Here is a 24,111-nt window from a genome sequence, read left to right as displayed (position 1 = left end):
TGAACTGCTAGTATTAAAATGTTATGGAAAAGGTTGAATCTCTGGTTTATGATAATTAGTAAATTCGGAAATTTACAATAGGTGGGAGCCAGTTGATTTTAATAGACTACATAATTAATCTCTCAATGCTTTCTTTAATGGTCAGTACTCCTTTAGTCATTCGCTCTTACCTGAATCATAAGCCATTAAAACAACTGTGGCTCTGGGTAGGATTATACGGGGGTATTGTTTCCTCTGTACTTGTAATGTTATCTTTCCAGGATGAAGGTTACTCATATGATATTCGGTATGCCGTCATCATTTTGGTCTTCGCGTATCTTGGGCCTGCTGCAGGAATTATTACCGGCAGCATGGCGTTGGCATCAAGGTTAATGGTCTCTGTAAACTGGTTTCCGGCAATAGTTGGCTGGTTAGTGGTGATGGCCATTCTGGTCGTTATTCACAAAGCAACTACCCATTTTAAACCAGTCAAGAGAGTTATGATTTTACTGTTTTCTTACATTGTCACTTATATAATTACTGTACCGATTGTTTTCAACATAATAAGAGACAATCCAATATTTCACTTCCAATACTTATTGTTTGTGTCAATAGGAGTACTTATTGGAGGAATCTTGATCGAGTCATATGAAAAGTTATACAGGATTATTAAGGAACGAAAGAGGATGGAGCAGACGCTGGAGGAAAGTGAATCAAAATACCGCCTCATAGCGGAGAATACATCAGACCTCATCATGGTAATGGACAAAGAGCATGCCATAACTTATTTTTCACCCTCTCATGAGATGGTGTTGGGATACAAGGCAGCAGAGCTTGAAAAGATTGAGATATGTAAGTTAATTCATCCAGATGACGTTGTGACTTTCAGAGAAACAATCACAAAGATTATGAAAAATAAAGAATCGATGCCATTAGAGTTTCGCTTTCAAGATAAAAGAGGAAAATGGATGGATTTTGAGTCCCGCTGGATGCCGGTAATGAGTGATGAGCGGGTGATTGAGCACATTGTAATAATAAGCCGGGATATTTCTGAACGGAAAAAAGCGGAGGAGATTCTTTTGCAATCTGAAAAGCTATCGATTGTAGGAGAACTGGCAGCAGGAGTAGCCCATGAAATACGTAATCCTCTTACAACAATAAAGGGGTTTATCCAGCTATATGGAAAAGAAGATGAATTAAATGAAATTAACAACTTGCTTCTAAGTGAATTAGAAAGAATTGAGACAATAACCAGTGAAATGCTTTCTTTAGGAAAACCTCAGGCTATCCAGCTCAACCGGGCCAATCTATGTGATTTGATCGATCATACGGTCGAATTCTTATCCCCACAGGCGAATATGAAGAATATCCAAATTAGCCGAAGTTATCTGGGGACAGATTTTTTCATAACCTGCGAGAAAAACCAGATTAAACAGGTGTTCCTGAATATTTTAAAAAACGCTATGGAAGCCATGCCTAAGGGAGGAAATATTGATATAAAGCTGCAAAAGGGCCTGGATGGTGAATGCATTATTTCCATTCAGGATGAAGGCAGCGGAATTCCAGAAGAATTACTCCCTCGTTTAGGAGAACCGTTTTATTCATTGAAGGAGAAAGGAACAGGTCTAGGATTGATGATTTGCCATAAAATCATTAAACAGCATAGTGGGACGATTTCCTATCAAAGTAAGCTAAACAAAGGGACTTTGGTTGAAATAAAACTTCCCTTAACGGATTAAGAACTCTATATAAGAGGAGGAGGATGGCAATATGCCATCCTCCTCTTTACATTTATTGATTTATCGAATGGGATGTTTTTGTCCGTGCTTGATAGAATTGATATAGCATCAGAGCAATAATTGAGAGTACAATCCCTGAAATATACGGCAACCCAATAGCAATCGAGAACAGCCATCCTCCTAGAGGAGGCCCGATAATCCTGCCGAGGGAGTCAAAGGATGAGAGCAGCCCAGTTGTTCCGCCATGACCAGTCGTCGACTTTTTTGTCAGTAATGAAGATACACTTGGCCGGATCAATCCGTTGCCGATTCCGAAAATGGTCAGGAATAATGCGGCTGTGCCAAAACCTTCAGTCAGGAGAATCAATCCAAAACCTATTGCAGAAATGACAATGCCGAGCTGTATGACCTTTCCTTCGCCTAGTGTCTTCGTCAATCTGCCGACTAATCCGCCTTGCACAACAGCACCGGCAAGTCCCATGATCATGAAAATATAGCCCAATTCAACTGAGCCGAGTTCTGCTTTTTCCGCAGCGAAATAGGCAAAAGTTGCCTCAAGCCCCGATAGCGAAAGGGAAACGAACAACTGAAGCAAAAACAACATGGACAAAGGTCCAGTGAAAGCTTTCATTAATGAAGTGCGCTCCCGTTCCTCACTATTGCGCTGATCCGCAGAAAGGGACTCTTTTAATACAAAGGTGACAACTAAGAACGTGATAAGTGAAGTGGCACCAGCAATGTAAAATGGTGTACTCAAACTTGTTTTGGAAAATACACCGCCGATCGCTGGACCAAAGATGAAGCCCAGTCCAACAGCAGCACCGATGATTCCCATCCCTTTTCCGCGGTCCTCTTCAGAGGTGATGTCTGCGACATAGGCCATTACCGTCGGCATATTGGCCGATGACAGAAAACCGCCGATAATCCGTGCCGTAAATAGCATCCAAAGCTGGGTTGATATGGCCATCAGGAAAAAGGATAGAGACAATCCAAGAATACCAATCATGATGACCGGCTTCCTGCCAATCCGGTCTGAAATGCGTCCCCACATTGGCGCGAATAAAAACTGCATCAGCGAGTAAACGGCCATTAACAGCCCAAGTTGTGTGGGTGTCGCCCCGATTTCCTCCGCATAGAAAGGGATGACTGGAATGATGATCCCAAATCCGACCATCACTAGGAACATGACTAAAAATAAAATAGGCAGAGCCTTTTTTGTATTCATTTTCGTTTTCACTCCATTATTTTAACTAAGCTCTTTTCTCAAACTTTGTTGCTTTTGGCAACATAATTGGGATTGAATGACCTGTTTTTGTCCACAAAATTAAAGTTAATGATGAGAAAAGAGCCTGCACACTTAATTCCGAACTGCAAATGGCTTTTTACCACGTTAAAATCGGCTTTAGGATTTTAACAACAATCTTTACGAAAACAGCCTTTAACGATAACTTTTAACGATAAAGAAAATTATATCAGAAACCGTGGGGGTATAGCGAAAAGAGAGTCTTAAAAACTTTTTCATTATCAAAACCTTTTTCATCCTGATAAAAGGTTAGTTGCCGGTCAGTTTGGATAAATAAATCAAAAGTTGAAATATATCCCGAGAGGAGTTTTGCAATGAGCCCAAAAACGAAAAAAAATTTCCTTGGAATAGGCAGTTTTATTCTTGGCTTTGGGTTTATGGGGGCGATGGACGGCATTATTTTTCACCAATTGCTCCAGTGGCATAGCGTTGTAACGGATACAACCAGGCCTGGGCAGATAGCAAGTGATGGAATCTTCCATTTTGGTGTGACAGTCGCTCTGGTCATAGGAGGGATCCTCTTGTGGCTGGCAGGCAGACCGTCAGAGGTATCACGGGGGGTTAACCGGCTTGTTGGCGGATTTTTAACCGGAGCAGGCATTTTCAATTTGGTTGAGGGTTTGATAAACCATCACCTTTTAAAAATCCATCGTGTAAAACCAGGCGATCCAAACGCTCTATTTTATGATATTTCCTTCCTGGCGTTAGGATTGTTGCTGGTGATCGCCGGAGAGGCAATTCGAAGAAAACGTCCTGCCAATGGCAAGGTTGAATGAGGTATAATTCATGTACAGAACGATCCCTCTGTACATACCTTTGAGTTCAATTGACATAAGCCTTTTGAGTCTGTAACGGAATTTCTGTAGAATGGTAAACAGGAAACTTTTACAGAAAAAGGTGTTTGGATGGAAAAATATGTAGTCATCGGGGCAGGAATTCTGGGTGCCTCTACTGCTTATCATTTAGCGAAGGCCGGAAAGAGTGTGACAATCATTGATCGAGGAGAGCCGGGGCAGGCAACAGACGCTGCTGCCGGGATCATCTGTCCGTGGCTGAGCCAGCGGCGAAACAAGGCGTGGTATTTCCTAGCGAAAAATGGGGCTGCCTATTATAAATCGCTGATAGAACAGCTAGAACAAGATGGTGAACATGAAACCGGCTATAAGCGAACAGGTGCTATAAGCCTCCATACCGTTTCAGAGAAATTAGTCAAAATGGAAGAAAGAGCGATACAAAGAAGGGGGGAAGCACCTGATATAGGAAATATCCAGCAGCTTGGTACGGAGGAAACAAGAGCGTTGTTCCCGCCGCTATCCGAGGCGTTTTCTTCTGTCCATGTAAGCGGGGCTGCACGTGTGAATGGGCGTCTGCTTCGGCAGGCATTATTAGCGTCTGCACAAAAACACGGTGCCAGGTGGATAGAAGGAAGTGCGGACCTTGATTTTTCCAACGGCAAGGTAACAGGGGCCATTGTCAGCGGAACGAGATATGTAGCGGATAAGTTGATCATCACAGCAGGTGCATGGGCGCCTGAGCTGTTAAGGCCGCTTGGGATGGAGCTGAAAATCACTCCTCAAAAAGCCCAAATCGTCCATCTGCAACTCGAAAACAAGAAAACGGGAGACTGGCCTGTTGTGATGCCGCCGAATAATCAATATATCGTGGCTTTCGATGCCGGAAAAGTAGTGATTGGCGCCACACATGAAAACGATATGGGATATGATCGGCGGCCGACCCTGGGCGGTATGCATGAAATACTTGATAAAGGCTTGGAGGCAGCACCTGGCCTGGCAGATGGGACTTTTATTGAAACGAAAGTAGGCTTCCGCCCTGTCGCTCCAAACTTCCTCCCGATCATTGGGCAGGTTCCAGGGTTCGAGAATCTGTTCGTGGCAAATGGACTCGGGTCCTCAGGCCTGACAGTCGGTCCATATCTTGGGTACCAGCTTGCCCAACTTGCATCAGGCAGAAAATTGGATATTGATCTTGCCTTGTACGATCTATCAGAAGCAATAGTCATGGATATTTCCTAGGCAATGACGGGAAGCAGTTCACTTTTGGGTGAACTGCTTTAATTTTTTTAAGTTACCCCTGCAGGTTATTCTTTGATTTTCTGGAAACCATTGCTGCTGCAAAAAATATTCCTGGAAACGCAAATAAATCGCCTCATAGCGGGTATAACACTAAGGAAATCAATTAGCATGTCCAATCATTGTTTTTTATAAAGCAGGGAGGAACCATCAACATGGAATGGAAAGGCAGAAGAGCGAGCAGCAATGTAGAAGATAGAAGGGGTAGAGGCGGCGGAGGCATGCTCATGGGCGGCGGCATTGGCGGGATCATCCTACTGGTAGTCATGACCTTCCTCGGAGGGGGCGATATGGGTGATGTCCTCAACAATATGACGAATGGCGGTAACCAGTCGCCCGCTCCTTACCAGCAAACAGCAGAGGAAGAGGAGCTTGCCCAATTCGTTTCAGTCGTCCTGGCCGATACAGAGGAAGTGTGGTCCGATGTATTCAGGGAACAAGGAATGGAATATCAGGAGCCTACTCTCGTGCTGTATTCCGGGAGTGTTCAGTCAGCCTGCGGAATGGCGGGTTCACAGGTAGGGCCGTTTTACTGTCCGGGTGATCAGAAGCTGTATATCGACCTGAGCTTTTATGATGAACTACAGACTAAATTCCAGGCGCCTGGTGATTTCGCGATGGCATATGTCATTGCCCATGAGGTCGGCCACCATGTGCAAACATTATTGGGAACATCCGATAAACTGAATTCACTTCGCGGCAAGCTGGATCAGACGGAATTCAATAAATATCAAGTGCGTTTTGAACTGCAGGCAGATTATTTGGCAGGCGTATGGGCGCACCATGCCCAGGGGATGGGTGTGGTTGAAGAAGGCGACCTTGAGGAAGCACTGAATGCAGCAAGTGCCGTCGGGGATGACACCATCCAGAAACGGTCACAGGGCTATGTCGTTCCGGAAAGCTTCACACACGGTACATCCGAACAAAGAAAGAGCTGGTTCTACAAAGGTTATAAAGCAGGCAACCTTGAACAGGGAGACACGTTTAACACACGAGGATTTTAGGTAGAGATAAGCAGAGGCCTTTTTGGCCGATGCCATCATTGTGGGTGGCACTTAACTTTTAACCTTTTAAAAGAAAGGAGCAGATTCCACAATGGGAACACAAATACAATCGTTTTTTGCACAGGACACAGGTGATATTCCAAACAATCCGACATTGCCGGTCATTGTCTACCAGGGTGTTTTTGACGGCAACTTAAGCATGGAGGAACAATTCGAGCAGCATAACTGGACAGGAACCTGGACGGGTGATATTTACGATTACCACCACTATCATACCAACACCCATGAGGTGTTAGGCGTGAAAGCAGGCAGCGCAACCGTGCAAATCGGCGGGGACAGCGGAGAGCGTCTTGAGCTGAAAGCCGGAGATGTAGTTGTCCTGCCGGCTGGGACTGGCCACAAGAAGATTGACAGCAGCCAGGATTTTGCAGTCGTGGGTGCCTATCCCAACGGAAGGAAGCCGGATTTGAAAACAGAAGACCCTGGCACACGGGCGCAGGCTCTCTCCCAAATTAAATACGTACCCGTGCCGGAAACGGATCCGGTATATGGGGAATCAGGACCACTTCTTCAAAAATGGGTAAAATAAGGAAAGGTGGACAGGCAGCAGGGAATTGTAACCCAGGGCTGTCTGTTTTTTTTGCTTCTAAATATACCATATTGGGTATATAATAATGTGAACTGTTCATGTTAAATCATCGTTTGGACAAAATAAATAGTTGTAGCAAACTAACGAAAGAAGGGTCGCCGATGGCCAAAAAAAAATTTGTTTATTTCGTTTCATTGAGCTCAAATGTTCCTTATGTTTTGAAAAAAGCCCTGAAAAAAGCAGAGGAAGACAATGAGGTAGCGATTTTCTTTGATTTGGACGGCGCCAGGGTGCTGGATAAACGATATTTGAAGATCATGGAAAGAACCCACAATATCGATTTGCAAAAACAGATGAAGCAGGCGATGGATTTGGGAATCAAGTTCTTTGGCTGCCAGATGAATGTGCTGATCGCTGATGGGCTGGAACTTGTTGAAGGAGCAGAGTTGTCAGGTGTTGCAACTTTTTTAGAAGCCGCTTACCAGGCAGATGCGGTGCTAAGTTACTGATGGAGGTGAAGGCCTGATGGAGAAGAAGAAGGTAGTTGTGATGGCCATGCATGATGAACTGGAGTCGGCGTACCCTCCCCTGAATGTAGCGGTCGGGGCTGCCTCCTCAGGTGCGGATGTCATCCTTGCATTTTCCCGCAAAGGAGTGAATATCCTCGATAAACGGTATATATCAGTCCCGTCCGAGGATTTGGAGTATCTATCAAACGCATTGAATGACTTTGGTGTGGCATCCGTCCATGACCTCCTTGGAATCGCCGTCGAAATGGGAGCCCAACTGTATGTCGTGGATCTCGATGTGAAAGACAATTTCGAGTTTATCTACCCCGCCGAACAAGTACCAATCAAGTGGCTATTAAACGAAGCAGCATCCGCAGATTTATTCATGCATTTTTAAGATGATGCTGAATGCAGGGGAATTCAGACAGGTTTGAGGCGCAGAGCAGAAAAGCTGTTAAAAAAAGTCCTGGATTCTGACAGGTTCGAGGAGCAGAGCAGAAAAGCTGTCAAAAAAAGCTCTGGATTTGGGCAGGTTTGAGGCGCAGAGCAGAAAAGCTGTCAAAAAAACAACTGGATTTAGACAAGTTTGAGGCGGAAGGCCCAAAAGCTGTCAAAAAAAGCTCGGAATTCAGACAGGTTTGAGGCGCAGAGCAGAAAAGCTGTCAAAAAAAGCCCTGGATTCTGACAGGTTCGAGGAGCAGAGCAGAAAAGCTGTCAAAAAAAGCTCTGGATTTGGGCAGGTTTGAGGCGCAAGGCCTAAAAGCTGTCAAAAAAAGCCCTGGATCCTGACAGGTTCGAGGTGCAGAGCAGAAAAGCTGTCAAAAAAACAACTGGATTTAGACAGGTTTGAGGCGCAAGGCCTAAAAGCTGTCTAAAAAAGCTCTGAATTTAGACAGGTTTGAGGCGCAGAGCAGAAAAGCTGTCAAAAAAACAACTGGATTTAGACAAGTTTGAGGCGGAAGGCCCAAAAGCTGTCAAAAAAAGCTCGGAATTCAGACAGGTTCGAGGCGCAAAGCAGAAAAGCTGTCAAAAAAAGCCCTGAATTCAGACAGGTTTGAGGTGCACAACATCAAAGTTGTCAAAATCAGCACCTGGCCACACTTCAAACGAAAAAAAGACAGAGATACGCGTTCTCTGTCTTTTTACATGGCATTCACCGGGGTCTTCTGAGGTAGCTCGTCCTTGACGGTGACTTTGTTTTTGCCGAGCTCCTTCGATTGCAGCAGGAGCTGGTCAGCGTAGATGTAGCCTTTTTCCATGGAGGTATACTGGTTTACTTTGAAGTAATACAGCCCAAAGGAAGAGGTGATGCTAACTTTATGTTTCTCGGATTGATAATCGACTTCGACTGAGCTTGTTTCGACTCCATGACGGATTTTTTCAACGAGATCGATGGTTTGGTTAAGGGATTTATTCCTCAGGATCAAGGTGAACTCTTCTCCCCCGCTGCGGAAAACGTAGTCGTCCGCAGATAAATAGCTTTTGAGAGTATTGGCAAAATGCTGGATGACCCGGTCTCCCACCGCATGATTGTACGAGTCATTGATCAGCTTGAATTTATCGATATCGGCTACGACGATGCCGACTGTTTCACCAGCCTTGTTTAATTCGGACATTTTTTTATCCATGAATGCTCTGTTTGGAATCCTGGTCAGGAAGTCCGTATAGGCCATTTGTTCGAACTTGTCCCGTTCAATCTTGTTTTTGATGCTTTGCGACTTCGAGTGGAAGGAGCGGCTCACAAGGTAGTTCAGGATGAACAGGCCGACGACCATGTCCCATTTCTGTTCTGTCAGCAACAGCAGCAGCAGGCCATTCGTGAACGCTGTTTTACCCAGGTCAAGCCAGTTATTGCTTTCCCGGAAAAACCTGACAGCCTGCTTGACATTCTTGATTTCGCCCATGATAAAAAAGGCAGTCGATAAAAAAGTATAGGAAATTAAAGTAGTTGTCACAGTCAGGATGCACATCAAGAGCCAGAAACCAAATGGTATGTTATTGAACGCCTCGTATCCCCATTGAAACAAAAAGTAACCAATGGAGTAAATCAGCGCATGTGCGCCTATATTGTAAAATGTATCCCAGAATTCATCTTCATCAGCGGTTTTTGAACTTTTCCTTGAAAAGTAAACAGTGAATCGGAGGATGGTCTCGAAAATAAATAGTCCAATCGGTCCCGCGAAAATCCCGAAGGATAAACTATAGCTGATTCCGTAGTCGAATTTCAGTGTCCCGTTTTGCGCGGTGATCCGTAAATGATTGTAAAGGGTTGAGAATAACCAATAAATGAATAATGCGATTAAAAACACATTTTTATCTAATGTAAAGACACCCAGACCAAAAGCAACGGCAATAGCAGCAAAAAATAATGTAAAATCATACAACCTAGCTTTCAGCATAGGTAAAAATTCCCCTCTCCCAAACTCTACCATCCTAATTTTATCCTAATTCTAAATAAAGTTGCAAAGTAATTTTTTGATTTGTGCAAATTTTTGTGCCATTTCATTGTCTGTCACATATCATAAAGGGCTATAATGGATTTATAATCTTTTAATGTCAGGAGACAACCCTCAGAAAAGGGATTATTCTGCTTTTTGTCGAATATTTTATTATATATATTCAGAATATTTAATTAATATATAATGAAGAGGGGTTTTACATGGAATTACTATTTGGCGGAATTTTAGTGCTTTTGTTGACCGCTGCGGTAAGTTTATCACTGTACTACCAGCGGAAGAGCAGGTTGAAACACTTGCCTGCCAATAATCCGCATGCTTTTCTGGAAAAAGGCCTGCACCAGGAAGGCAAAAGGCTGGTGGCTGTGGTCGGCGGCGATGTAGTCCATGGAAATATCAGCTACAATTTCGTTGATGACGCAGCCAGGAGGCGGAGCTGCCAGGATTACCAATTTATCAACGCAGGCGTGAATGGCAGTACGGCTTATGACGTCCTCCAGCGCCTGGACAGCGTGATTGCATGCCAGCCGGATTATGTAGTGCTCCTGGTCGGCTTGAATGACGCCTCAGCTAAAATAGCTCCTGAGTTTGCCAGGAAGAATATCAAGCTTGCGGAGCAATTAGAAAAGCCGTCATTACTGGTGTATGAAAAGAACCTTGCCCTGATTGTTGCAAGACTGAAAGCAGAAACACATGCCAATATCGGGCTTTTGTCACTGCCGGTGGCTGGTGAGAACCTCTTTTCCAAAGCGAATAAGGAAATTGACCAGTACAATGACGTCATCAAGAAAATCGCGGAAATACACAATGTTTCCTACCTTCCATTCAATGAAAAATTAAAAGCCTATCTAAAGGGAAAAGGCCAGACGAGGGGACGCTCGCTGAAAAACAGCATGAAGCTGTACGAAAAAGCGGTCACCGACCATTTCGTGTACGGTTACAGCCTTGACCGCATATCGGTCCGAAACGGATACTTGCTGCTGACGGACGGCATCCATTTGAACAGCACAGCTGGGATGATGGCCGCTCATCAAATCGAGCTATTCCTTAAAAAGAATGAACTGAAAGCAATCCAGTAAAAAGGGGTCCTGCGAATGTGGCAGTATCCTTTTTTGTTTTTAAGAAGTTACTTTTCGCATATCCGATACAAAAGGATCATCGAAGAACCCCCAGGTCAGTAAAAATCCATACGAAAACAACTTTCTATGCAACAACCTCAGAAATAAAGGCGTGGGTGTTTTCTTCAGAGTCCATAAAAAACACCATCCACGTTTCTGTATTGCCGATTTTCGCTACAACATGCGGTTCACCTGCGAAATTCACCCCAATTGACAGAAGCTCCTCATATTTTGCTCTGATATTTTCAACCTGGAAGTAAAGTACGGAACTCGGGTGGGCAAATTGCTCATTTTCCGGGATGCTTAACAAGAGTCTGACACCGCCACAATCGAAAAATGCCATTGTATCGGTATTGAATAAAAGTGGCAGCCCTAATTTTTCCTGATAAAAGGCAGTGGCTCTTTCAATATTTTTAACAGGGATGCCGATTTGACCAATTTTTTTAATTTGGTTTGATTGCATGACTTGTCTCCTAATAGTGTTTTTTCAGAAAGGCCCTTATGTCTGTATCAATTTTTTCAAGGTTTTCAGGTGATGGAAAATGGCCCATCTGATAACTTTTTATTTCTAGTTGCTGGCCGAAAAGTCCTTCCGCTTTCTGGAAATTCTTTTCGCCTAACAAATCCTTAGTTCCGACAATCACATGTGTGGGGGTGTGATTCTTTTCGACTCGTCCAAAGTGGTCAGGGGTTTGGCGTCTCCTGCAAGGCTTTTATAAATGCTTGCGAAGAAGATAGTCATAACTTCACATTGTAAGGTAGTCTATCAATATAAATGAATTCGTGGTAATCTCCAAACTATTAGAAAAATAATCTCGGAAATGTTGAAACTTTTTTAACCTGATTCTGCTCTAAAAAGTGAAAGGAGGTCAGGAAATGAAAGAAGAAAGGCTAGTGAAGAAAGCAGTGAAGGGGAATGCCAGGTCTTTCGAAGAGCTGTTGATTTTACATAGTGAGCGATTATACCGAACCGCTTTTTTATATGCGGGGAACAGAGAGGATGCCCTTGATATTGTCCAGGAAACCTCATGCAAGGCATTTCTGGCGATTGGGCAGCTGAAGAATGAACAATACTTTTTAACCTGGCTGACGAGGATTTTGATTCATTGTGCTTATGACATTTTGAAAAAAAGGAAAAAAGAAATGCCGGTGAACGAACTGGTTGAGCTGCCTTCGAGCAGTGATAATAGGGTCGCGGAGAACCTGGATTTGATGGAGGCCATTACTCTGCTGAAAGAACAGCATAGAACAGCGATTATCCTGTTTTACTATCATGACCTGTCAATCAGCGAGATTGCCAGAATGATGGACATACCCGAGAATACCGTTAAGACCTATCTGCAGCGTGGCCGAAAGGAATTGAAAAATAGATTGGGAGGCGAGGTAAATGGAAAAGAAAACGTTTCTTGAATTCGTCGGCGAGATTGATGTGCCTGAAGAAGATGTCGTAAGCGCAATTCAGGCGGGTGTTCGGAAAGGAAGCAAAATGAAACCTAAACGGCGGCCGCTATTTAAAGCAGGGGCAGTATCAGCAGCTGCTGCAGCTCTTTTCATCTCATCAGGTTTCATGTTCCCATCTATGGCAAGTGTGATGGCTGAAATCCCTTTACTGGCAAAATTGTATGAGCATGACAAGGTAGCTGAAAACCTGGCCTCTCAACAACTGATTACCGAATTGGACGAAAAGGCAACATATGATGGTATTGATGTGACAGTTACAGAAGCCTACTATGATGGGGCGATTATCGGGGTGACTTTTGATGTTAAGGGTGAAGTCAAAGGAGATAAGGATGATATTTACGCATTCTATGAAATCTTCGACCGTGACCCTAATATAGAAGAAACAATGGAACTGGTGAAATTGGTGCCGGATGGAGCTGGCTATAAAGGGCATATCCAATTGAGCTACCCGAGAAGCGGGCTGCCGGCAGAAATGAATTTGCCGTTGAACTTCCTCGGTATTGGTGAAATTGATGACAGCTGGAAGGACGAACAGGGGAAATGGAATTTTGATGTACCGATTTTGCAGCTGCCGTATGAAACGGTCGAACTAGGTCAGTCAACTGAACTTGGTCAGCATAAAGTCACGCTCGAAAAACTGATTACGGGAAAATCCTCGACAGCAATTGAATATACAATGAGCTATCCAGAAGGCGGACAAAGCGTCATGATTGATCTTTTCGATGGTAAGGGCAAGGAAATCATTGGAGGGACTTCGGATACCAAGATTGGAAGGGAAATCGAAAATGGCTTGGTTACGGAGAAGAGACGGGTCACAATCCCAATGGTATTAGAGTCGGATTTTATTGAAGTCAAGCCAGCATTGGAATCAGGAGAAGAACTAGAGTCAGTCAAAATTGAATTATAAAGAAAAGGCGCTGGATATCATTCAGCGCCTTTTTTCAATTTATAGTTCAGTGCCGCAATCTGACCGTAGCGCCCTGTGCTGGCTAATTCCCAATCAGAAGGTGGTGTGCCATCGGGAAACAGCGGGATTCCTTCGCCAATTGTTTTAGGAATGATATAAAGTTCCATCTCGTCGATCAGCTTTTTTTCAAGGAATTGTCTCACAAGCACTCCGCCGCCGACAAGCCAGACATACCCATCAGAAACTTTTTTGACACGGGAGACCAGTGTTTCCAGGTCTTCATCGGTAAACGTCACATGAGGAGTGCTTTCCTGGGACTGCCGCGTTAGAACATAGCAGTCATTACCGGCATAAGGGAACTCATCCGTCAGTTTCAGAACTTCCTCATACGTTTTCCGACCCATGATCACCGTTCCGACCTGGGCGTAAAATTTACCGTAACCATTATCGCCAACACCTTCAACTTCATCCAGCCAGTCAACAGCCCCATCCGGCCTGGCGATATAGCCATCCAGGCTCATTGCGATATACAGTATGACTTTGTTATTTTTCATCGATATCCTCCATGCAGGTGTATAATAACGTTATTCTATCAAATTTGAGGGGGCATCTGCATGCTTGACTTGAATATTCCAGGGAGAGGCCAGTTCAACCTGCATCATCTGGTCCTTGATTTTAACGGAACGATTGCTTTTGGCGGCGAGCTGATCTCTGGCGTAGGTGAAAGAATCCAGCTGCTTAGCAGGGAAATGGAGATTCATGTCATTACAGCGGATACAAACGGCAGTGTGGTCCGGCAGTGTGAGGGACTGCCTGTCACGGTACAAATTCTGAAGTCAGAGAATCATACAGACGAGAAGGGGGAATTTGTCCGGGGGCTGGAAGGCGTGCTCTGCATGGGGAATGGAGCAAATGATGAATCGATGTTCGCAGAATCCGACCTCGCCATTGCCATAGCCGGAAGAGAAGGCTGCGCAACGGCAACACTGTTGAAAAGCGATCTGGTGATTGAAGATATCAATGATGGGTTGGATCTGCTGCTTAATCCCAAGCGGTTGATCGCTACGCTGCGAAAATAACCGGTTGAAGGAAAGTAAAAACCGCAGATGGAAAAAACACAGTAATAGTGTGGTTTTTTACATACACTAACTGTAACTTCCCAAGTACCGACCCTAAACTGGGAAAAAACGACCGAAATTTCCAGTTCGCCAATAAAATCTGATTTTCGTCAAAAAGTAGGGTGAATTCGCCAATAAATTTGTTTTTTCGCCAATAAAACTAAAAAATCGCCAATAAAATTGTGAAAACCGCCAATAAAAAGATTCAACAATAATAAAAAGGCATGAAACTTATCCAACCGGCTCACTATCCTGGGGATTGAGCCGATTTCTTCTGTAAGATTTATAAAAAACATCTTCAAAAATCCCTTTCCTCTCATCCTTCACAAAAATATATAATAGATTCACACACCACTTTTACCATTATTAAGAAAATCTTAAGATTTATGCTCAGTGAATATTAAGGTTCACTGCCTAGAATAGAAAATATCAAAGTTTGCCTGTTAGGGAAGGGGGTTTTCAAACTTGGAACAATACAATGTGCTTGTCGTGGATGATGAGAAAGAGATACGGGATGCGATCGAGATTTATTTAAAGAACGAAGGAATCAAGGTCATCAAGGCGGCGGATGGAATCGAAGCGATCGAGAAGCTGAATGAGCAGCCGGTCCATTTGATCCTGCTCGATGTAATGATGCCGCGTCAGGACGGGATTACCACGACGTTCAGAATCCGGGAAGACAAGAACATCCCGATCATCATTTTGAGTGCAAAGGCGGAGGATACAGATAAAATTCTCGGGCTTCAGGTTGGTGCGGATGATTATGTGACGAAGCCGTTCAATCCGCTTGAACTGATCGCCAGGGTGAAGTCGCAGCTCAGGAGATATGTCACGCTCGGTACATACGAAGGGAAGGCGAAGGTGATTGACCTGAATGGCCTGACACTTGACCAGGCCTCGAAGGAGGTCACCGCTCACGGTGAACCGGTAAAACTGACGCCAATCGAGTACAAAATCCTCGAACTGCTGATGACGAATGCCGGCAGAGTGTTCTCTATCAATGATATTTATGAGCGCGTGTGGAAGGAGCCAAGCTACAATGCTGAAAACACAGTGGCCGTCCATATCCGCAAGATCCGTGAAAAAATAGAGATCGATCCGAAGAATCCAAGATTTTTGAAGGTGGTGTGGGGGATTGGATATAAAATCGAAAAGTAAGTATTTATTTGTAACCTGGGTACTTCTGATTGCATTTGGTTTAAGCGGTATTTTTTCAGTTCTGACAAACGGAAGCAGGTTTATGCAAGGCGATTATTTTGAGTCGGAAGAATATAACTCGCAAATGGATCAATTTGTTTCCATGCTGAATATGTTTGAGCTCTATAAAATGCCGAAAGAAGAAATGAAAAAGCAAATCACTGTTTCTGATGAGGAAATTGAAGAGCATCGTACTAGATACGGCAATCTCAGTGATCAAATTTCTAATATTAGCATGCAATATGAAGACCAAATCCGGGCGGCCATCGATTCAGAAAACAATGCAGCAGAAGCTGTCCTTAAGAAGGAAAGAGACGAAAAGATTGCGGATATCACGGAGAATTTTAATAGTGATGAATATGTCCGCGCTAAAATCGTCAAAGAAAAAGAGAAGAAGATTGATGAGTTTTACCGGGACCTGGAAAATTACCGCCGCGAGTTCAACAATCTTGGGAATGCCTTCAAATATTACCTTAAAGACAACACAACAGGAGAAGTGATTACGAACCTTAATCTATCAAAAGGTGAATCGGCCTCTGACTACCTGAATAAAAAAAATATGTATTATGTGCTGGATTACGAGGGTTTGCAAAAAAACTATATGTTCACTGGTTATAATGAAAACTTCCTGCCCTTTAATGAAGTGGCTGAAACGATCCTCGAGAATCAAAAAGACCGGGATATGATCGGCCAAATCGGGCTTTCTAAGCACGCATCAGAAAAAAACATCGCCATCATGAATTATAAAGACTATCAGAAAAGCCAAAAACTCTTTTTCGGTTATCTTTTAGCGAGTATTGCGGCCTTGATTGCAAGTTATTTTCTGGCAAAACGGAAACCGGCAACTGTTTTAGGCTCATTCGACAAGTGGAAGCCCTTCTATGGGAGAATCCCGCTTGATGTAAGGGCAGTCATTCTTTTAACGACAGCGTTTTTCCTTTTGCTGGCCATGACTCTGATCAGTGAACAATTTGTTTATTATCATTCAAATGTATTCGCTACCCTTACCGAGCTGTTCGTCAGTCTGGTTGCTGCAGCTTCATTGCTGGCATTCGGGTGGATTCAGCTGAGGTTCCTATCAGAGTACCGCAAGGATTGGCCAAAGCTGAAAGAGGACCTGAATAACAGCTTGTTAGTAAAAAGCTATCACTCCATTCTAAATGCGTTTTTAATCAAGAGCATCGGATTCCAGCTGCTTTTAATCCTCGGGCTTGTTTTTGTGATGGGCATGCTGTTTGTTGCAGTCCTTGTAGCAGGCGGCGGAGAAATAATCGTCATTGCATTCGCTTTTGGTGTCATCAGTCTTCCGATTTTCATCATGATCATGAGGAAAGCTGGCTACCTGAATAAAGTAATGAAGCATACAGAAGAATTGGCTGCAGGCAATTTAGGTGCGGACATACCGGTGAAAGGGAAATCTGCAATCGCGAAACATGCAGCAAATATCAATGCGCTCAGAAACACTGTGAAATCCTCCCACAAAGAGCAGGCTAAAAGTGAACGCCTGAAAACGGAATTGATTACGAATGTAAGCCATGATCTAAGGACTCCGCTTACTTCTATTATTACCTACACTGAGCTGCTGAAGACACCTGAGCTCGCACCTGAAGACCGTGATTCCTACATCGAAATCCTCGACCGTAAATCAAAGCGGCTCAAGGTGCTGATCGATGACTTGTTCGAAGCAACGAAAATGGCGAGCGGCAATATCGAGTTGAATAAGGAGAAGGTCGACCTTAACCAGCTGCTGCAGCAGGCATTGGCCGAACATAACGAAGCGCTGAGCCAGTCTTCATTAAAGCTGCGCGTTTCCCAGCCGGATCATCCGGTTTATGCATTTGTTGACGGGCAAAAACTCTGGAGGGTGTTCGATAATCTGATCGGCAATATCCTGAAGTATGCACTGGAGAATACGAGGGTCTATATTTCGGTAAAAGAAGAGCAAAACCAGGTGGTGCTCACTTTTAAAAATATCACCAAATATGAGCTAGGAGAAGACCTGGATGAACTGTTCGAGCGCTTCAAACGCGGTGACCAGTCCCGCCATACAGAAGGTTCCGGGCTCGGGCTGGCAATCGCCAAATCGATCATCGATCTGCACGAAGGCTCGCTTGACATTGAGGTAGACGGAGATCTGTTCAAGGTAACAGTCGTCCTTGACCAATTAGCTTAACTCCAACACCCCCCTTTGCTATGCAGAGGGGGGCTTTGGCTGTTTTTGGCGGATTATTATATACAAATACCTTGATACCAGGACCATCACCGCATTGAATGGAATATTCCAGAGCTTATGCAATTTCAAGAGGCCGGTCCTCACCAGAACCCAATCCATGCCGGTCAATCCTATGAACATGTTCAGCCTTGGAAGGATCCCTTGTCTTGAAGAGGTGATGACAAGGAAAACTGCCCGGACCAGGCTGTAGAGTGGAGCGATGATAAAATGCTCGCGCCATGAGTGGTAGATTCCCCGTCCGAAGCGGACTTTCCTGCCAACCGCAGATATATATAGCAATGTAACACAGATGACCTCAGTTGACAGGTATTGGGCTATCACCAGTGCCCATTTTTTCTCCGAATTCAAAGCTTTGTAAAACCAATCGCTGATATAAAAGTAGATATTCATAAAGAATACCGTATAGGATGGCTTCCACCAGTAGGCTTTATAGATTTTCAAATGCAGGAAATAATGTTCAATGCCATAATAAATCAGCGTGCTGCCGAGCTTCCAGTACACGTTTTTTCGGTACAAAGTAAGGAGCGTAGCCGTGATGGGAACATAAAACCCCTGCGATAAAATTGCCCCAAGAATTTGATCATGGGCTCTTTTCTTAAGGACCTTTGGCTTATAGGAGTACCCTTTGAACAAATTAAGGACCGGGTACTCGAATAAATAAGCCAATCCGATATTGGTAAGCAGCAGGGTCCATATATTCTTTTGGCGGCATCTTTTCGTGAATATGAAAAAAAGCAAGATATGAACGACAGCCAGCAGCAGAAAGGGAAAAGCGTTCTTTGTGGCGAGTTTGTTTTTTTTCATATCCAACACTCCAGTTTTTACAAAGTATATAGCTATACTGTTTGCTAATTCTTTGAAATTATTTACCGGAACATAACCTGTAAATTTATATCATGACTAGTGTAAAGACACGTGGTAATATAAAGAAGCAGCACAAAAATTCATGTTAAAACAACCCATTTTAGGGAAACTATTTGTATCTCGCTAGTGTTGCAGGAGGGTTTTATGAAAAAGTCACAGGAGATTTCAGAAAAGAAGCTATTAGGGATTGCCGGGCTCGGCTGGATGTTTGATGCAATGGATGTGGGGATCCTATCCTTTGTCATCGCTGCCCTTCAGGTGGATTGGGGATTAACAGGCAAGGAAATGGGGTGGATTGGCAGTGTAAACTCAATTGGAATGGCAGTCGGTGCCTTCGTATTTGGATTGCTTGCTGACCGGATCGGCCGGAAAAACGTCTTTATCATTACTTTATTGCTTTTCTCTGCTGGAAGCGGAATATCTGCGATGGCAACGACCTTGTCATTCTTTTTACTGCTGAGGTTTTTTATCGGAATGGGGCTTGGCGGTGAATTGCCGGTTGCATCCACACTTGTTTCTGAAAGTGTGCCTGCGGAGAAACGCGGGCGTGTCGTTGTACTGCTTGAAAGCTTCTGGGCGGCAGGCTGGCTAGTTGCAGCGTTGATTTCATATTTCATCATTCCGAAGTTTGGCTGGCAAATGGCGTTAATCCTAAGTGCATTGCCGGCATTGTATGCATTGTATCTTCGTATCAACTTGCCTGATTCACCAAGATTCCTTGCGGTTTCCAAGAAAGAACGGCTGACGATGAGGGAGAGCATCGCAGAGGTCTGGTCAAGGGAACATTTCAAGAGAACGGCGATGCTATGGATTCTATGGTTCAGTGTTGTATTTTCCTACTATGGAATGTTCCTCTGGCTGCCGAGCGTGATGGTCATGAAGGGATTCACATTGATCAAGAGTTTCCAATACGTCTTGATCATGACTCTCGCCCAGCTTCCGGGGTATTTTACCGCAGCATGGCTGATTGAAAAAGCGGGAAGGAAGTTCGTGCTGGTTGTTTATTTAATTGGAACTGCCCTCAGCGCCTATTTCTTTGGGACGGCAGATTCGCTGGCATTGCTGATTACAGCTGGAATTTTGCTGTCATTCTTCAACCTTGGTGCCTGGGGCGCATTGTACGCCTACACACCAGAACAGTATCCAACGACAATCCGCGGTTCGGGAGCGGGAATGGCCGCATCCTTTGGCCGCATCGGCGGAATTGTCGGACCGCTGATGGTCCCGTACCTCTCAGCGCAAAATCTATCGATCACAGCCATCTTCACGATCTTCTGTATCGCGATCCTGATTGGTGCCGCGGCAGTATTTTTCTGGGGTACGGAGACGAAGCAGAAAGAGCTGGCTTAAAAGAAAAAGTTCGCCTTCGAGGAGGCGAACTTTTTCATCTTAATCAAGCATGAACATATTTGAACACATTCACAAGAAAAAGAATGCCCCCAATGACCACGACTAATGATCCCACAATGGCAAAGACGGTGAAAATGACTCCTCCTGCCAACATGGATAATGTAATCCCGCCCTGCATGACCGGAACTCCAATGTTATGAAGCCAGAAGTGCGTTGAGGCAAGCTTGCTGTTACCTGCCTGCGGAAATAAATAATAAATCGTCCCGAACAGTGCCATTGAGACCCAGCCTAACAAGTTTAAGTGTGCATGCACTGAGGACAGTGTGAAATCATGCACGATCCCCATAACAATTCCTAGAATGATGGCAATAACAAAATAGACCGCAGCGACCTTGAAAAACCGTATGCTCAAAGCTATTTTCCTCCTCTCTGATTAGTTCTTTTAGATTATATAAAAGTTCTGAAAATTTATAACATATGTACTAATTAAATAGGTAAATTTATTTTTCTTATCGACGATGATAGTAAAATAATAATAAGTTCACCATGACACAAAAATATCACCTTTGTTTTCGTCATTTTTACGGAAATTCATGATATAATAGTGCAAACGTTTGTACAACTTCTAAAAGGGAGATAAAGCTATGAAAAGATTATTTGGAATTGATAGCTGGAAGATCGTCGAAACGGACTTAAATAAAGAGGATTTCCGCCTGGCTGAAAGCATCATGAGCCTTGGGAATGGACATATGGGCATGCGTGGGAATTTTGAAGAAACATACTCTGGGGATTTCCATCGTGGTTCTTATATTGCCGGTGTCTGGTTCCCGGATAAAACACGTGTAGGCTGGTGGAAAAATGGCTATCCGAATTATTTTGGAAAGGTCATCAACTCCACGAACTTTATCGGCATAAAAGTACTAATTGATGGTGAAGAATTGGATTTGCACAATGCTGAAGTAAGCGATTACTATCGCGAGCTTGATATGCAGCATGGTATTTTGACACGAAAATTTACCGTCACTCTAAACGGCAAGGAAACAGAAGTAGAAGCCGTTCGCTTCCTGTCAGTAGCTGATCAGGAGCTGGCCGCTATTCGTTACTCTGTCACTGCCAAAAACTATAATGGAAACGTTACCTTTGTTCCTTATCTTGATGGGGACGTCCGCAATGAAGACTCCAACTATGAAGAGGACTTCTGGTATGAAGTCAGCAGGGATGCTGCAGACTACAGCGGCAGCCTTGTCATGAAGACGAAAGACAACCCATTCGGCACTCCGACTTTCCAGGTAGCGACAACTATGCAAACGGTTGTCGAAGGCGATGTGTCAAAGGTTGAAGTAAATGAAAAAGCAGAATACGTAGAAAATGTCATCGAAGTGAAAGCTGAACAGGGACAAACTGTAACCCTTTATAAATATGTTGCTGTTACAACCGACCGTGACTATGAAGCTGGCGAACTAGTTTCAAAAGGGCGTGAAGTGCTTGATCGTTCTGTTGAAAAAGGGTTCGAACAGTTATTGGAAGAGCATAGAAATGGCTGGCTGAGCCGCTGGGAAATTGCTGATATCGAAATTGCCGGTGATGACTCTGCACAGCAGGGAATCCGCTTTAACCTGTTCCAGTTATTCTCAACTTATTATGGAGAAGATTCGCGCCTGAACATCGGCCCTAAAGGTTTCACAGGTGAAAAATATGGCGGTGCTACTTACTGGGATACAGAAGCTTACGCAATTCCGCTCTACCTTTCTACTGCAGAGTCAGAGGTTGCACGCAACCTGCTTGTCTATCGCCACAACCAGCTGGAAGGAGCCTACCATAATGCGAAGCAGCAGGGACTGAAGGGTGCACTTTACCCAATGGTTACTTTTACAGGCGTGGAGTGCCACAATGAGTGGGAGATCACGTTCGAGGAGATTCATCGTAACGGTGCGATCGCCTATGCGATATATAACTATGTGAATTACACTGGGGATAAAGATTATCTCCACGAATACGGAATTGATGTGCTCGCTGGCATCTCTCGTTTCTGGGCTGACCGAGTTCACTTCAATAAGAGCAAGAATGTCTATATGATCCATGGCGTAACAGGTCCGAATGAATACGAAAACAATGTTAACAACAACTGGTATACAAACCGTATCGCTGTATGGACACTGCGATACACGCTTGAAGTCATCGATTTACTTAAGCAGAATGGCCATGAGGCGCGCCTCGAAGGCCTTGAATTCTCTACTGAAGAACTTGCTAAGTGGCAGGATATCGTTGAAAGAATGTATTTCCCTTACGATGAAGAAAAAGGTGTCTTCGTTCAGCACGATACATTCCTTGATAAAGATTTGATGACGGTGGATGAGCTTGCAGCCGAAGATCGCCCAATCAACCAGAACTGGTCATGGGATAAAATCCTGCGCAGCTGCTTCATCAAGCAAGCGGACGTGCTTCAAGGCTTATACTTCTTCAACCACGAGTTCACAGAAGAAGAGAAACGCCGCAACTTTGAATTTTATGAGCCAATGACCGTACATGAATCATCACTGTCACCAAGCATCCACGCAGTACTTGCAGCAGAGCTTGGCATGGAAGAGAAGGCATACGAAATGTACAACCGCACGGCGCGCCTTGACCTAGATAACTACAACAACGATACAGAAGACGGGCTGCACATCACAAGCATGACAGGTGCATGGCTGGCGATTGTCCAGGGCTTCGCAGGCATGCGCACAGCAGAAGGCACATTGTCATTCGCACCATTCATCCCGAAAGCCTGGGAGCAATACAGCTTCAAGATCATCTACCGCGACCACTACATCAAGGTAGAAGTGAACCAGGAAAACGTCATCCTCACACAGCAAGGACCAGAACTCGCCATGAAACTTTACGGCGAGGACGTAACCATCCCTGCAGAAGGCAAGCTTTCTGTAAAATTGAAATAAGTTGATGAAGAGATCTTTAGGCAAGCCTGAAGGTCTCTCTCATTGGGGAAAGATTTTACTGTGTGAATTGCAGTGAAATGGCCAAAAAGGGTGGATTTAATAGACATTTTGAAGAGCGGAAGGTGTAGAAATGTCCAAGAAAGGTGCTTTAATGGACATTTTGGAGAGTGTGAAGGGTTGAAATGTCCAAGAAAAGCGGTTTAATGGACATTTTGGAGAGTGTGAAGGGTTGAAATGTCCAAGAAAAGTGGTTTAATGGACATTTTGGAGAGTGTGAAGGGATGAAATGTCCAAGAAAAGCGGTTTAATAGACATTTTGAAGAGCAGAAGCTGTTGAAATGTCCAAGAAAGGTGCTTTAATGGACATTTTGGAGAGTAGAAAGCGTTGAAATGTCCAAGAACCGAGTCTTAATAGACATTTTGGATAGTGAATGGCGAAGAGAAGTCAAGAAAAGCAATTATATAGACATTTGCGTGTTTGAGTGGGAATGAAATGTCCAATGATTCTCAGAATCTGCTTCTGAGACTGCATGGATGACTCGTGAAAGGAGTTTTGACAATGACTAGACCACTAAAAGCTTTTATTTTTGACCTTGATGGGGTCATTACGGATACAGCGGAATACCACTTTTTAGCGTGGAAGGCGCTGGCTGAGGATTTGGGAATTACTTTTACCCGTGAGGACAACGAGGAGCTGAAGGGTGTTTCCCGGATGGATTCTCTCGAAAAGATTCTTGAGCTTGGCGGCCGGATGGGGGATTTTTCAGTTGATGAAAAAGAAGCATTGGCTGAGAAGAAAAATGAGCACTACCTGACATTGATCCAGAACATCACTCCTGTTGACCTGTTGCCGGCGATCAAGGAATTGATCAGGGACATCAAAGATAATGGGCTAAAACTAGGCCTTGCGTCAGCAAGCAAGAACGCGTTCACCGTAATGGAGTCGCTCGGGATGAAATCTGAATTTGATATCATCGTTGACGCAAAAACAGTCGTAAACGGCAAGCCGCATCCGGAAGTCTTCCTGCGTGCTGCCGAAATGCTAGGCGTTGAGCCTGAAGCCTGCATCGGTGTCGAGGATGCAGCAGCTGGCGTACAGGCCATCAAAGCTGCCGGAATGTATGCAGTTGCTGTCGGTCCTAAGGAAAGCTTTGAAAATGCTGATATTGTCTATACCAGCACTTCTAAGCTTTCATTTGAGAAAATCGTAGAAGTTTATAATAGTTAACACTCCAAAACCCAGTCGCAGCTATGCGGC

General features: G+C 44.2%; 22 protein-coding genes. 16 read left to right on the top strand and 6 right to left on the bottom strand.

Annotated features, from left to right (window positions below; all coding sequences use genetic code 11):
- Positions 1–92 precede the first annotated feature (92 nt).
- Entirely contained in the window at positions 93–1,718 is a 1,626-nt protein-coding gene (locus FS736_RS16800; protein ID WP_144479359.1) for an ATP-binding protein, read from the top strand.
- Positions 1,719–1,770: 52 nt separating this feature from the next.
- On the opposite strand, the gene FS736_RS16795 is transcribed toward FS736_RS16800, so the two are convergent.
- Positions 1,771–2,943: an MFS transporter gene (locus FS736_RS16795; RefSeq protein WP_144479357.1), complete on the bottom strand. Its 1,173-nt coding sequence runs from the start codon at positions 2,941–2,943 to the stop codon at positions 1,771–1,773.
- Between the two features lie 392 nt (positions 2,944–3,335).
- Between FS736_RS16795 and FS736_RS16790 the strand changes: the two genes are divergently transcribed.
- The 6 genes from FS736_RS16790 (at position 3,336) to FS736_RS16765 (ending at position 7,610) form a co-directional block, all read left to right on the top strand.
- Positions 3,336–3,797 carry a DUF2243 domain-containing protein gene (locus tag FS736_RS16790; RefSeq protein ID WP_144479355.1) on the top strand — a complete coding sequence of 154 codons (462 nt, stop codon included), beginning with the start codon at positions 3,336–3,338 and terminating at the stop codon, positions 3,795–3,797.
- 129 nt (positions 3,798–3,926) lie between these two features.
- Positions 3,927–5,054 (top strand): NAD(P)/FAD-dependent oxidoreductase, encoded by a 1,128-nt coding sequence (locus tag FS736_RS16785; RefSeq protein ID WP_144479353.1) that lies wholly within the window; start codon positions 3,927–3,929, stop codon positions 5,052–5,054.
- A 212-nt stretch (positions 5,055–5,266) separates the two neighbouring features.
- On the top strand, positions 5,267–6,115 hold the full coding sequence (gene ypfJ / locus FS736_RS16780; protein ID WP_144479351.1) for a KPN_02809 family neutral zinc metallopeptidase: 849 nt from the start codon (positions 5,267–5,269) through the stop codon (positions 6,113–6,115).
- 91 nt (positions 6,116–6,206) lie between these two features.
- Positions 6,207–6,704: a cupin domain-containing protein gene (locus FS736_RS16775; RefSeq protein WP_144479349.1), complete on the top strand. Its 498-nt coding sequence runs from the start codon at positions 6,207–6,209 to the stop codon at positions 6,702–6,704.
- 161 nt (positions 6,705–6,865) lie between these two features.
- The gene (locus FS736_RS16770; protein WP_144479347.1) at positions 6,866–7,213 is read left to right on the top strand and encodes a DsrE/DsrF/DrsH-like family protein; all 348 of its coding nucleotides are present in this window, start codon (positions 6,866–6,868) and stop codon (positions 7,211–7,213) included.
- Positions 7,214–7,229: 16 nt separating this feature from the next.
- Positions 7,230–7,610 (top strand): peroxiredoxin family protein, encoded by a 381-nt coding sequence (locus tag FS736_RS16765; protein ID WP_144479345.1) that lies wholly within the window; start codon positions 7,230–7,232, stop codon positions 7,608–7,610.
- Positions 7,611–8,355: 745 nt separating this feature from the next.
- Here FS736_RS16765 and FS736_RS16760 read toward each other — a convergent pair.
- Positions 8,356–9,612: a GGDEF domain-containing protein gene (locus FS736_RS16760; protein WP_144479343.1), complete on the bottom strand. Its 1,257-nt coding sequence runs from the start codon at positions 9,610–9,612 to the stop codon at positions 8,356–8,358.
- Between the two features lie 260 nt (positions 9,613–9,872).
- Here FS736_RS16760 and FS736_RS16755 point away from each other — a divergent pair, with 260 nt between their 5' ends.
- The gene (locus FS736_RS16755) at positions 9,873–10,748 is read left to right on the top strand and encodes an SGNH/GDSL hydrolase family protein (protein ID WP_144479341.1); all 876 of its coding nucleotides are present in this window, start codon (positions 9,873–9,875) and stop codon (positions 10,746–10,748) included.
- A gap of 124 nt (positions 10,749–10,872) precedes the next feature.
- Here the strand turns inward: FS736_RS16755 and FS736_RS16750 are convergent, their stop codons facing one another.
- A complete protein-coding gene (locus tag FS736_RS16750) occupies positions 10,873–11,250 on the bottom strand; it encodes a VOC family protein (protein ID WP_144479339.1) in 378 nt (125 codons plus the stop codon).
- A 413-nt stretch (positions 11,251–11,663) separates the two neighbouring features.
- Between FS736_RS16750 and FS736_RS16745 the strand changes: the two genes are divergently transcribed.
- Positions 11,664–12,197: a sigma-70 family RNA polymerase sigma factor gene (locus tag FS736_RS16745; protein ID WP_144479337.1), complete on the top strand. Its 534-nt coding sequence runs from the start codon at positions 11,664–11,666 to the stop codon at positions 12,195–12,197.
- Positions 12,175–13,155, top strand: a complete 981-nt coding sequence (locus FS736_RS16740; RefSeq protein ID WP_144479335.1) for a DUF4179 domain-containing protein — start codon at positions 12,175–12,177, stop codon at positions 13,153–13,155. The genes FS736_RS16745 and FS736_RS16740 overlap by 23 nt, the downstream gene beginning before the upstream one ends.
- 17 nt (positions 13,156–13,172) lie before the next feature.
- On the opposite strand, the gene FS736_RS16735 is transcribed toward FS736_RS16740, so the two are convergent.
- Positions 13,173–13,709 (bottom strand): dihydrofolate reductase family protein, encoded by a 537-nt coding sequence (locus tag FS736_RS16735; protein WP_144479333.1) that lies wholly within the window; start codon positions 13,707–13,709, stop codon positions 13,173–13,175.
- Between the two features lie 60 nt (positions 13,710–13,769).
- On the opposite strand from FS736_RS16735, the gene FS736_RS16730 reads away from it, so the two are divergent.
- The 3 genes from FS736_RS16730 (at position 13,770) to FS736_RS16720 (ending at position 17,643) form a co-directional block, all read left to right on the top strand.
- Positions 13,770–14,234, top strand: coding sequence for an HAD family hydrolase (locus tag FS736_RS16730; RefSeq protein WP_144479331.1), 465 nt, complete (start codon positions 13,770–13,772; stop codon positions 14,232–14,234).
- A gap of 504 nt (positions 14,235–14,738) precedes the next feature.
- Positions 14,739–15,431, top strand: a complete 693-nt coding sequence (locus FS736_RS16725) for a response regulator transcription factor (RefSeq protein ID WP_144479329.1) — start codon at positions 14,739–14,741, stop codon at positions 15,429–15,431.
- Positions 15,409–17,643 carry a sensor histidine kinase gene (locus FS736_RS16720; protein ID WP_144479327.1) on the top strand — a complete coding sequence of 745 codons (2,235 nt, stop codon included), beginning with the start codon at positions 15,409–15,411 and terminating at the stop codon, positions 17,641–17,643. Before FS736_RS16725 ends, FS736_RS16720 begins: the two co-directional genes overlap by 23 nt.
- Positions 17,644–17,661: 18 nt before the next feature.
- Here the strand turns inward: FS736_RS16720 and FS736_RS16715 are convergent, their stop codons facing one another.
- The gene (locus tag FS736_RS16715; RefSeq protein WP_144479325.1) at positions 17,662–18,507 is read right to left on the bottom strand and encodes a hypothetical protein; all 846 of its coding nucleotides are present in this window, start codon (positions 18,505–18,507) and stop codon (positions 17,662–17,664) included.
- 204 nt (positions 18,508–18,711) lie between these two features.
- Between FS736_RS16715 and FS736_RS16710 the strand changes: the two genes are divergently transcribed.
- A complete protein-coding gene (locus FS736_RS16710; protein WP_144479323.1) occupies positions 18,712–19,917 on the top strand; it encodes an MFS transporter in 1,206 nt (401 codons plus the stop codon).
- Positions 19,918–19,960: 43 nt separating this feature from the next.
- On the opposite strand, the gene FS736_RS16705 is transcribed toward FS736_RS16710, so the two are convergent.
- Entirely contained in the window at positions 19,961–20,329 is a 369-nt protein-coding gene (locus tag FS736_RS16705) for a cytochrome-c oxidase (protein WP_144479321.1), read from the bottom strand.
- A 232-nt stretch (positions 20,330–20,561) separates the two neighbouring features.
- Here FS736_RS16705 and FS736_RS16700 point away from each other — a divergent pair, with 232 nt between their 5' ends.
- Entirely contained in the window at positions 20,562–22,853 is a 2,292-nt protein-coding gene (locus FS736_RS16700) for a glycoside hydrolase family 65 protein (RefSeq protein WP_144479319.1), read from the top strand.
- Positions 22,854–23,412: 559 nt separating this feature from the next.
- A complete protein-coding gene (gene pgmB, locus FS736_RS16695; RefSeq protein WP_144479317.1) occupies positions 23,413–24,081 on the top strand; it encodes a beta-phosphoglucomutase in 669 nt (222 codons plus the stop codon).
- Positions 24,082–24,111 lie beyond the last annotated feature (30 nt).

This window comes from Cytobacillus oceanisediminis 2691, from assembly GCF_007678455.1.
Classification (GTDB): Bacteria; Bacillota; Bacilli; order Bacillales; family Cytobacillaceae; genus Mesobacillus; species Mesobacillus oceanisediminis_A.
The sequence above is the reverse complement of the archived record's forward strand: the minus strand, read 5'-3'. Positions and strand labels throughout refer to the sequence as shown.

Excerpts from the sequence above, each read along its gene's own strand:
- FS736_RS16795 (WP_144479357.1), bottom strand. The coding sequence starts at position 2,943 with ATGAATACAAAAAAGGCTCTGCCTATTTTATTTTTAGTCATGTTCCTA.
- FS736_RS16790 (WP_144479355.1), top strand. The coding sequence starts at position 3,336 with ATGAGCCCAAAAACGAAAAAAAATTTCCTTGGAATAGGCAGTTTTATT.
- FS736_RS16785 (WP_144479353.1), top strand. The coding sequence starts at position 3,927 with ATGGAAAAATATGTAGTCATCGGGGCAGGAATTCTGGGTGCCTCTACT.
- ypfJ (WP_144479351.1), top strand. The coding sequence starts at position 5,267 with ATGGAATGGAAAGGCAGAAGAGCGAGCAGCAATGTAGAAGATAGAAGG.
- FS736_RS16775 (WP_144479349.1), top strand. The coding sequence starts at position 6,207 with ATGGGAACACAAATACAATCGTTTTTTGCACAGGACACAGGTGATATT.
- FS736_RS16770 (WP_144479347.1), top strand. The coding sequence starts at position 6,866 with ATGGCCAAAAAAAAATTTGTTTATTTCGTTTCATTGAGCTCAAATGTT.
- FS736_RS16765 (WP_144479345.1), top strand. The coding sequence starts at position 7,230 with ATGGAGAAGAAGAAGGTAGTTGTGATGGCCATGCATGATGAACTGGAG.
- FS736_RS16760 (WP_144479343.1), bottom strand. The coding sequence starts at position 9,612 with ATGCTGAAAGCTAGGTTGTATGATTTTACATTATTTTTTGCTGCTATT.
- FS736_RS16755 (WP_144479341.1), top strand. The coding sequence starts at position 9,873 with ATGGAATTACTATTTGGCGGAATTTTAGTGCTTTTGTTGACCGCTGCG.
- FS736_RS16750 (WP_144479339.1), bottom strand. The coding sequence starts at position 11,250 with ATGCAATCAAACCAAATTAAAAAAATTGGTCAAATCGGCATCCCTGTT.
- FS736_RS16745 (WP_144479337.1), top strand. The coding sequence starts at position 11,664 with ATGAAAGAAGAAAGGCTAGTGAAGAAAGCAGTGAAGGGGAATGCCAGG.
- FS736_RS16740 (WP_144479335.1), top strand. The coding sequence starts at position 12,175 with ATGGAAAAGAAAACGTTTCTTGAATTCGTCGGCGAGATTGATGTGCCT.
- FS736_RS16735 (WP_144479333.1), bottom strand. The coding sequence starts at position 13,709 with ATGAAAAATAACAAAGTCATACTGTATATCGCAATGAGCCTGGATGGC.
- FS736_RS16730 (WP_144479331.1), top strand. The coding sequence starts at position 13,770 with ATGCTTGACTTGAATATTCCAGGGAGAGGCCAGTTCAACCTGCATCAT.
- FS736_RS16715 (WP_144479325.1), bottom strand. The coding sequence starts at position 18,507 with ATGAAAAAAAACAAACTCGCCACAAAGAACGCTTTTCCCTTTCTGCTG.
- FS736_RS16710 (WP_144479323.1), top strand. The coding sequence starts at position 18,712 with ATGAAAAAGTCACAGGAGATTTCAGAAAAGAAGCTATTAGGGATTGCC.
- FS736_RS16700 (WP_144479319.1), top strand. The coding sequence starts at position 20,562 with ATGAAAAGATTATTTGGAATTGATAGCTGGAAGATCGTCGAAACGGAC.
- pgmB (WP_144479317.1), top strand. The coding sequence starts at position 23,413 with ATGACTAGACCACTAAAAGCTTTTATTTTTGACCTTGATGGGGTCATT.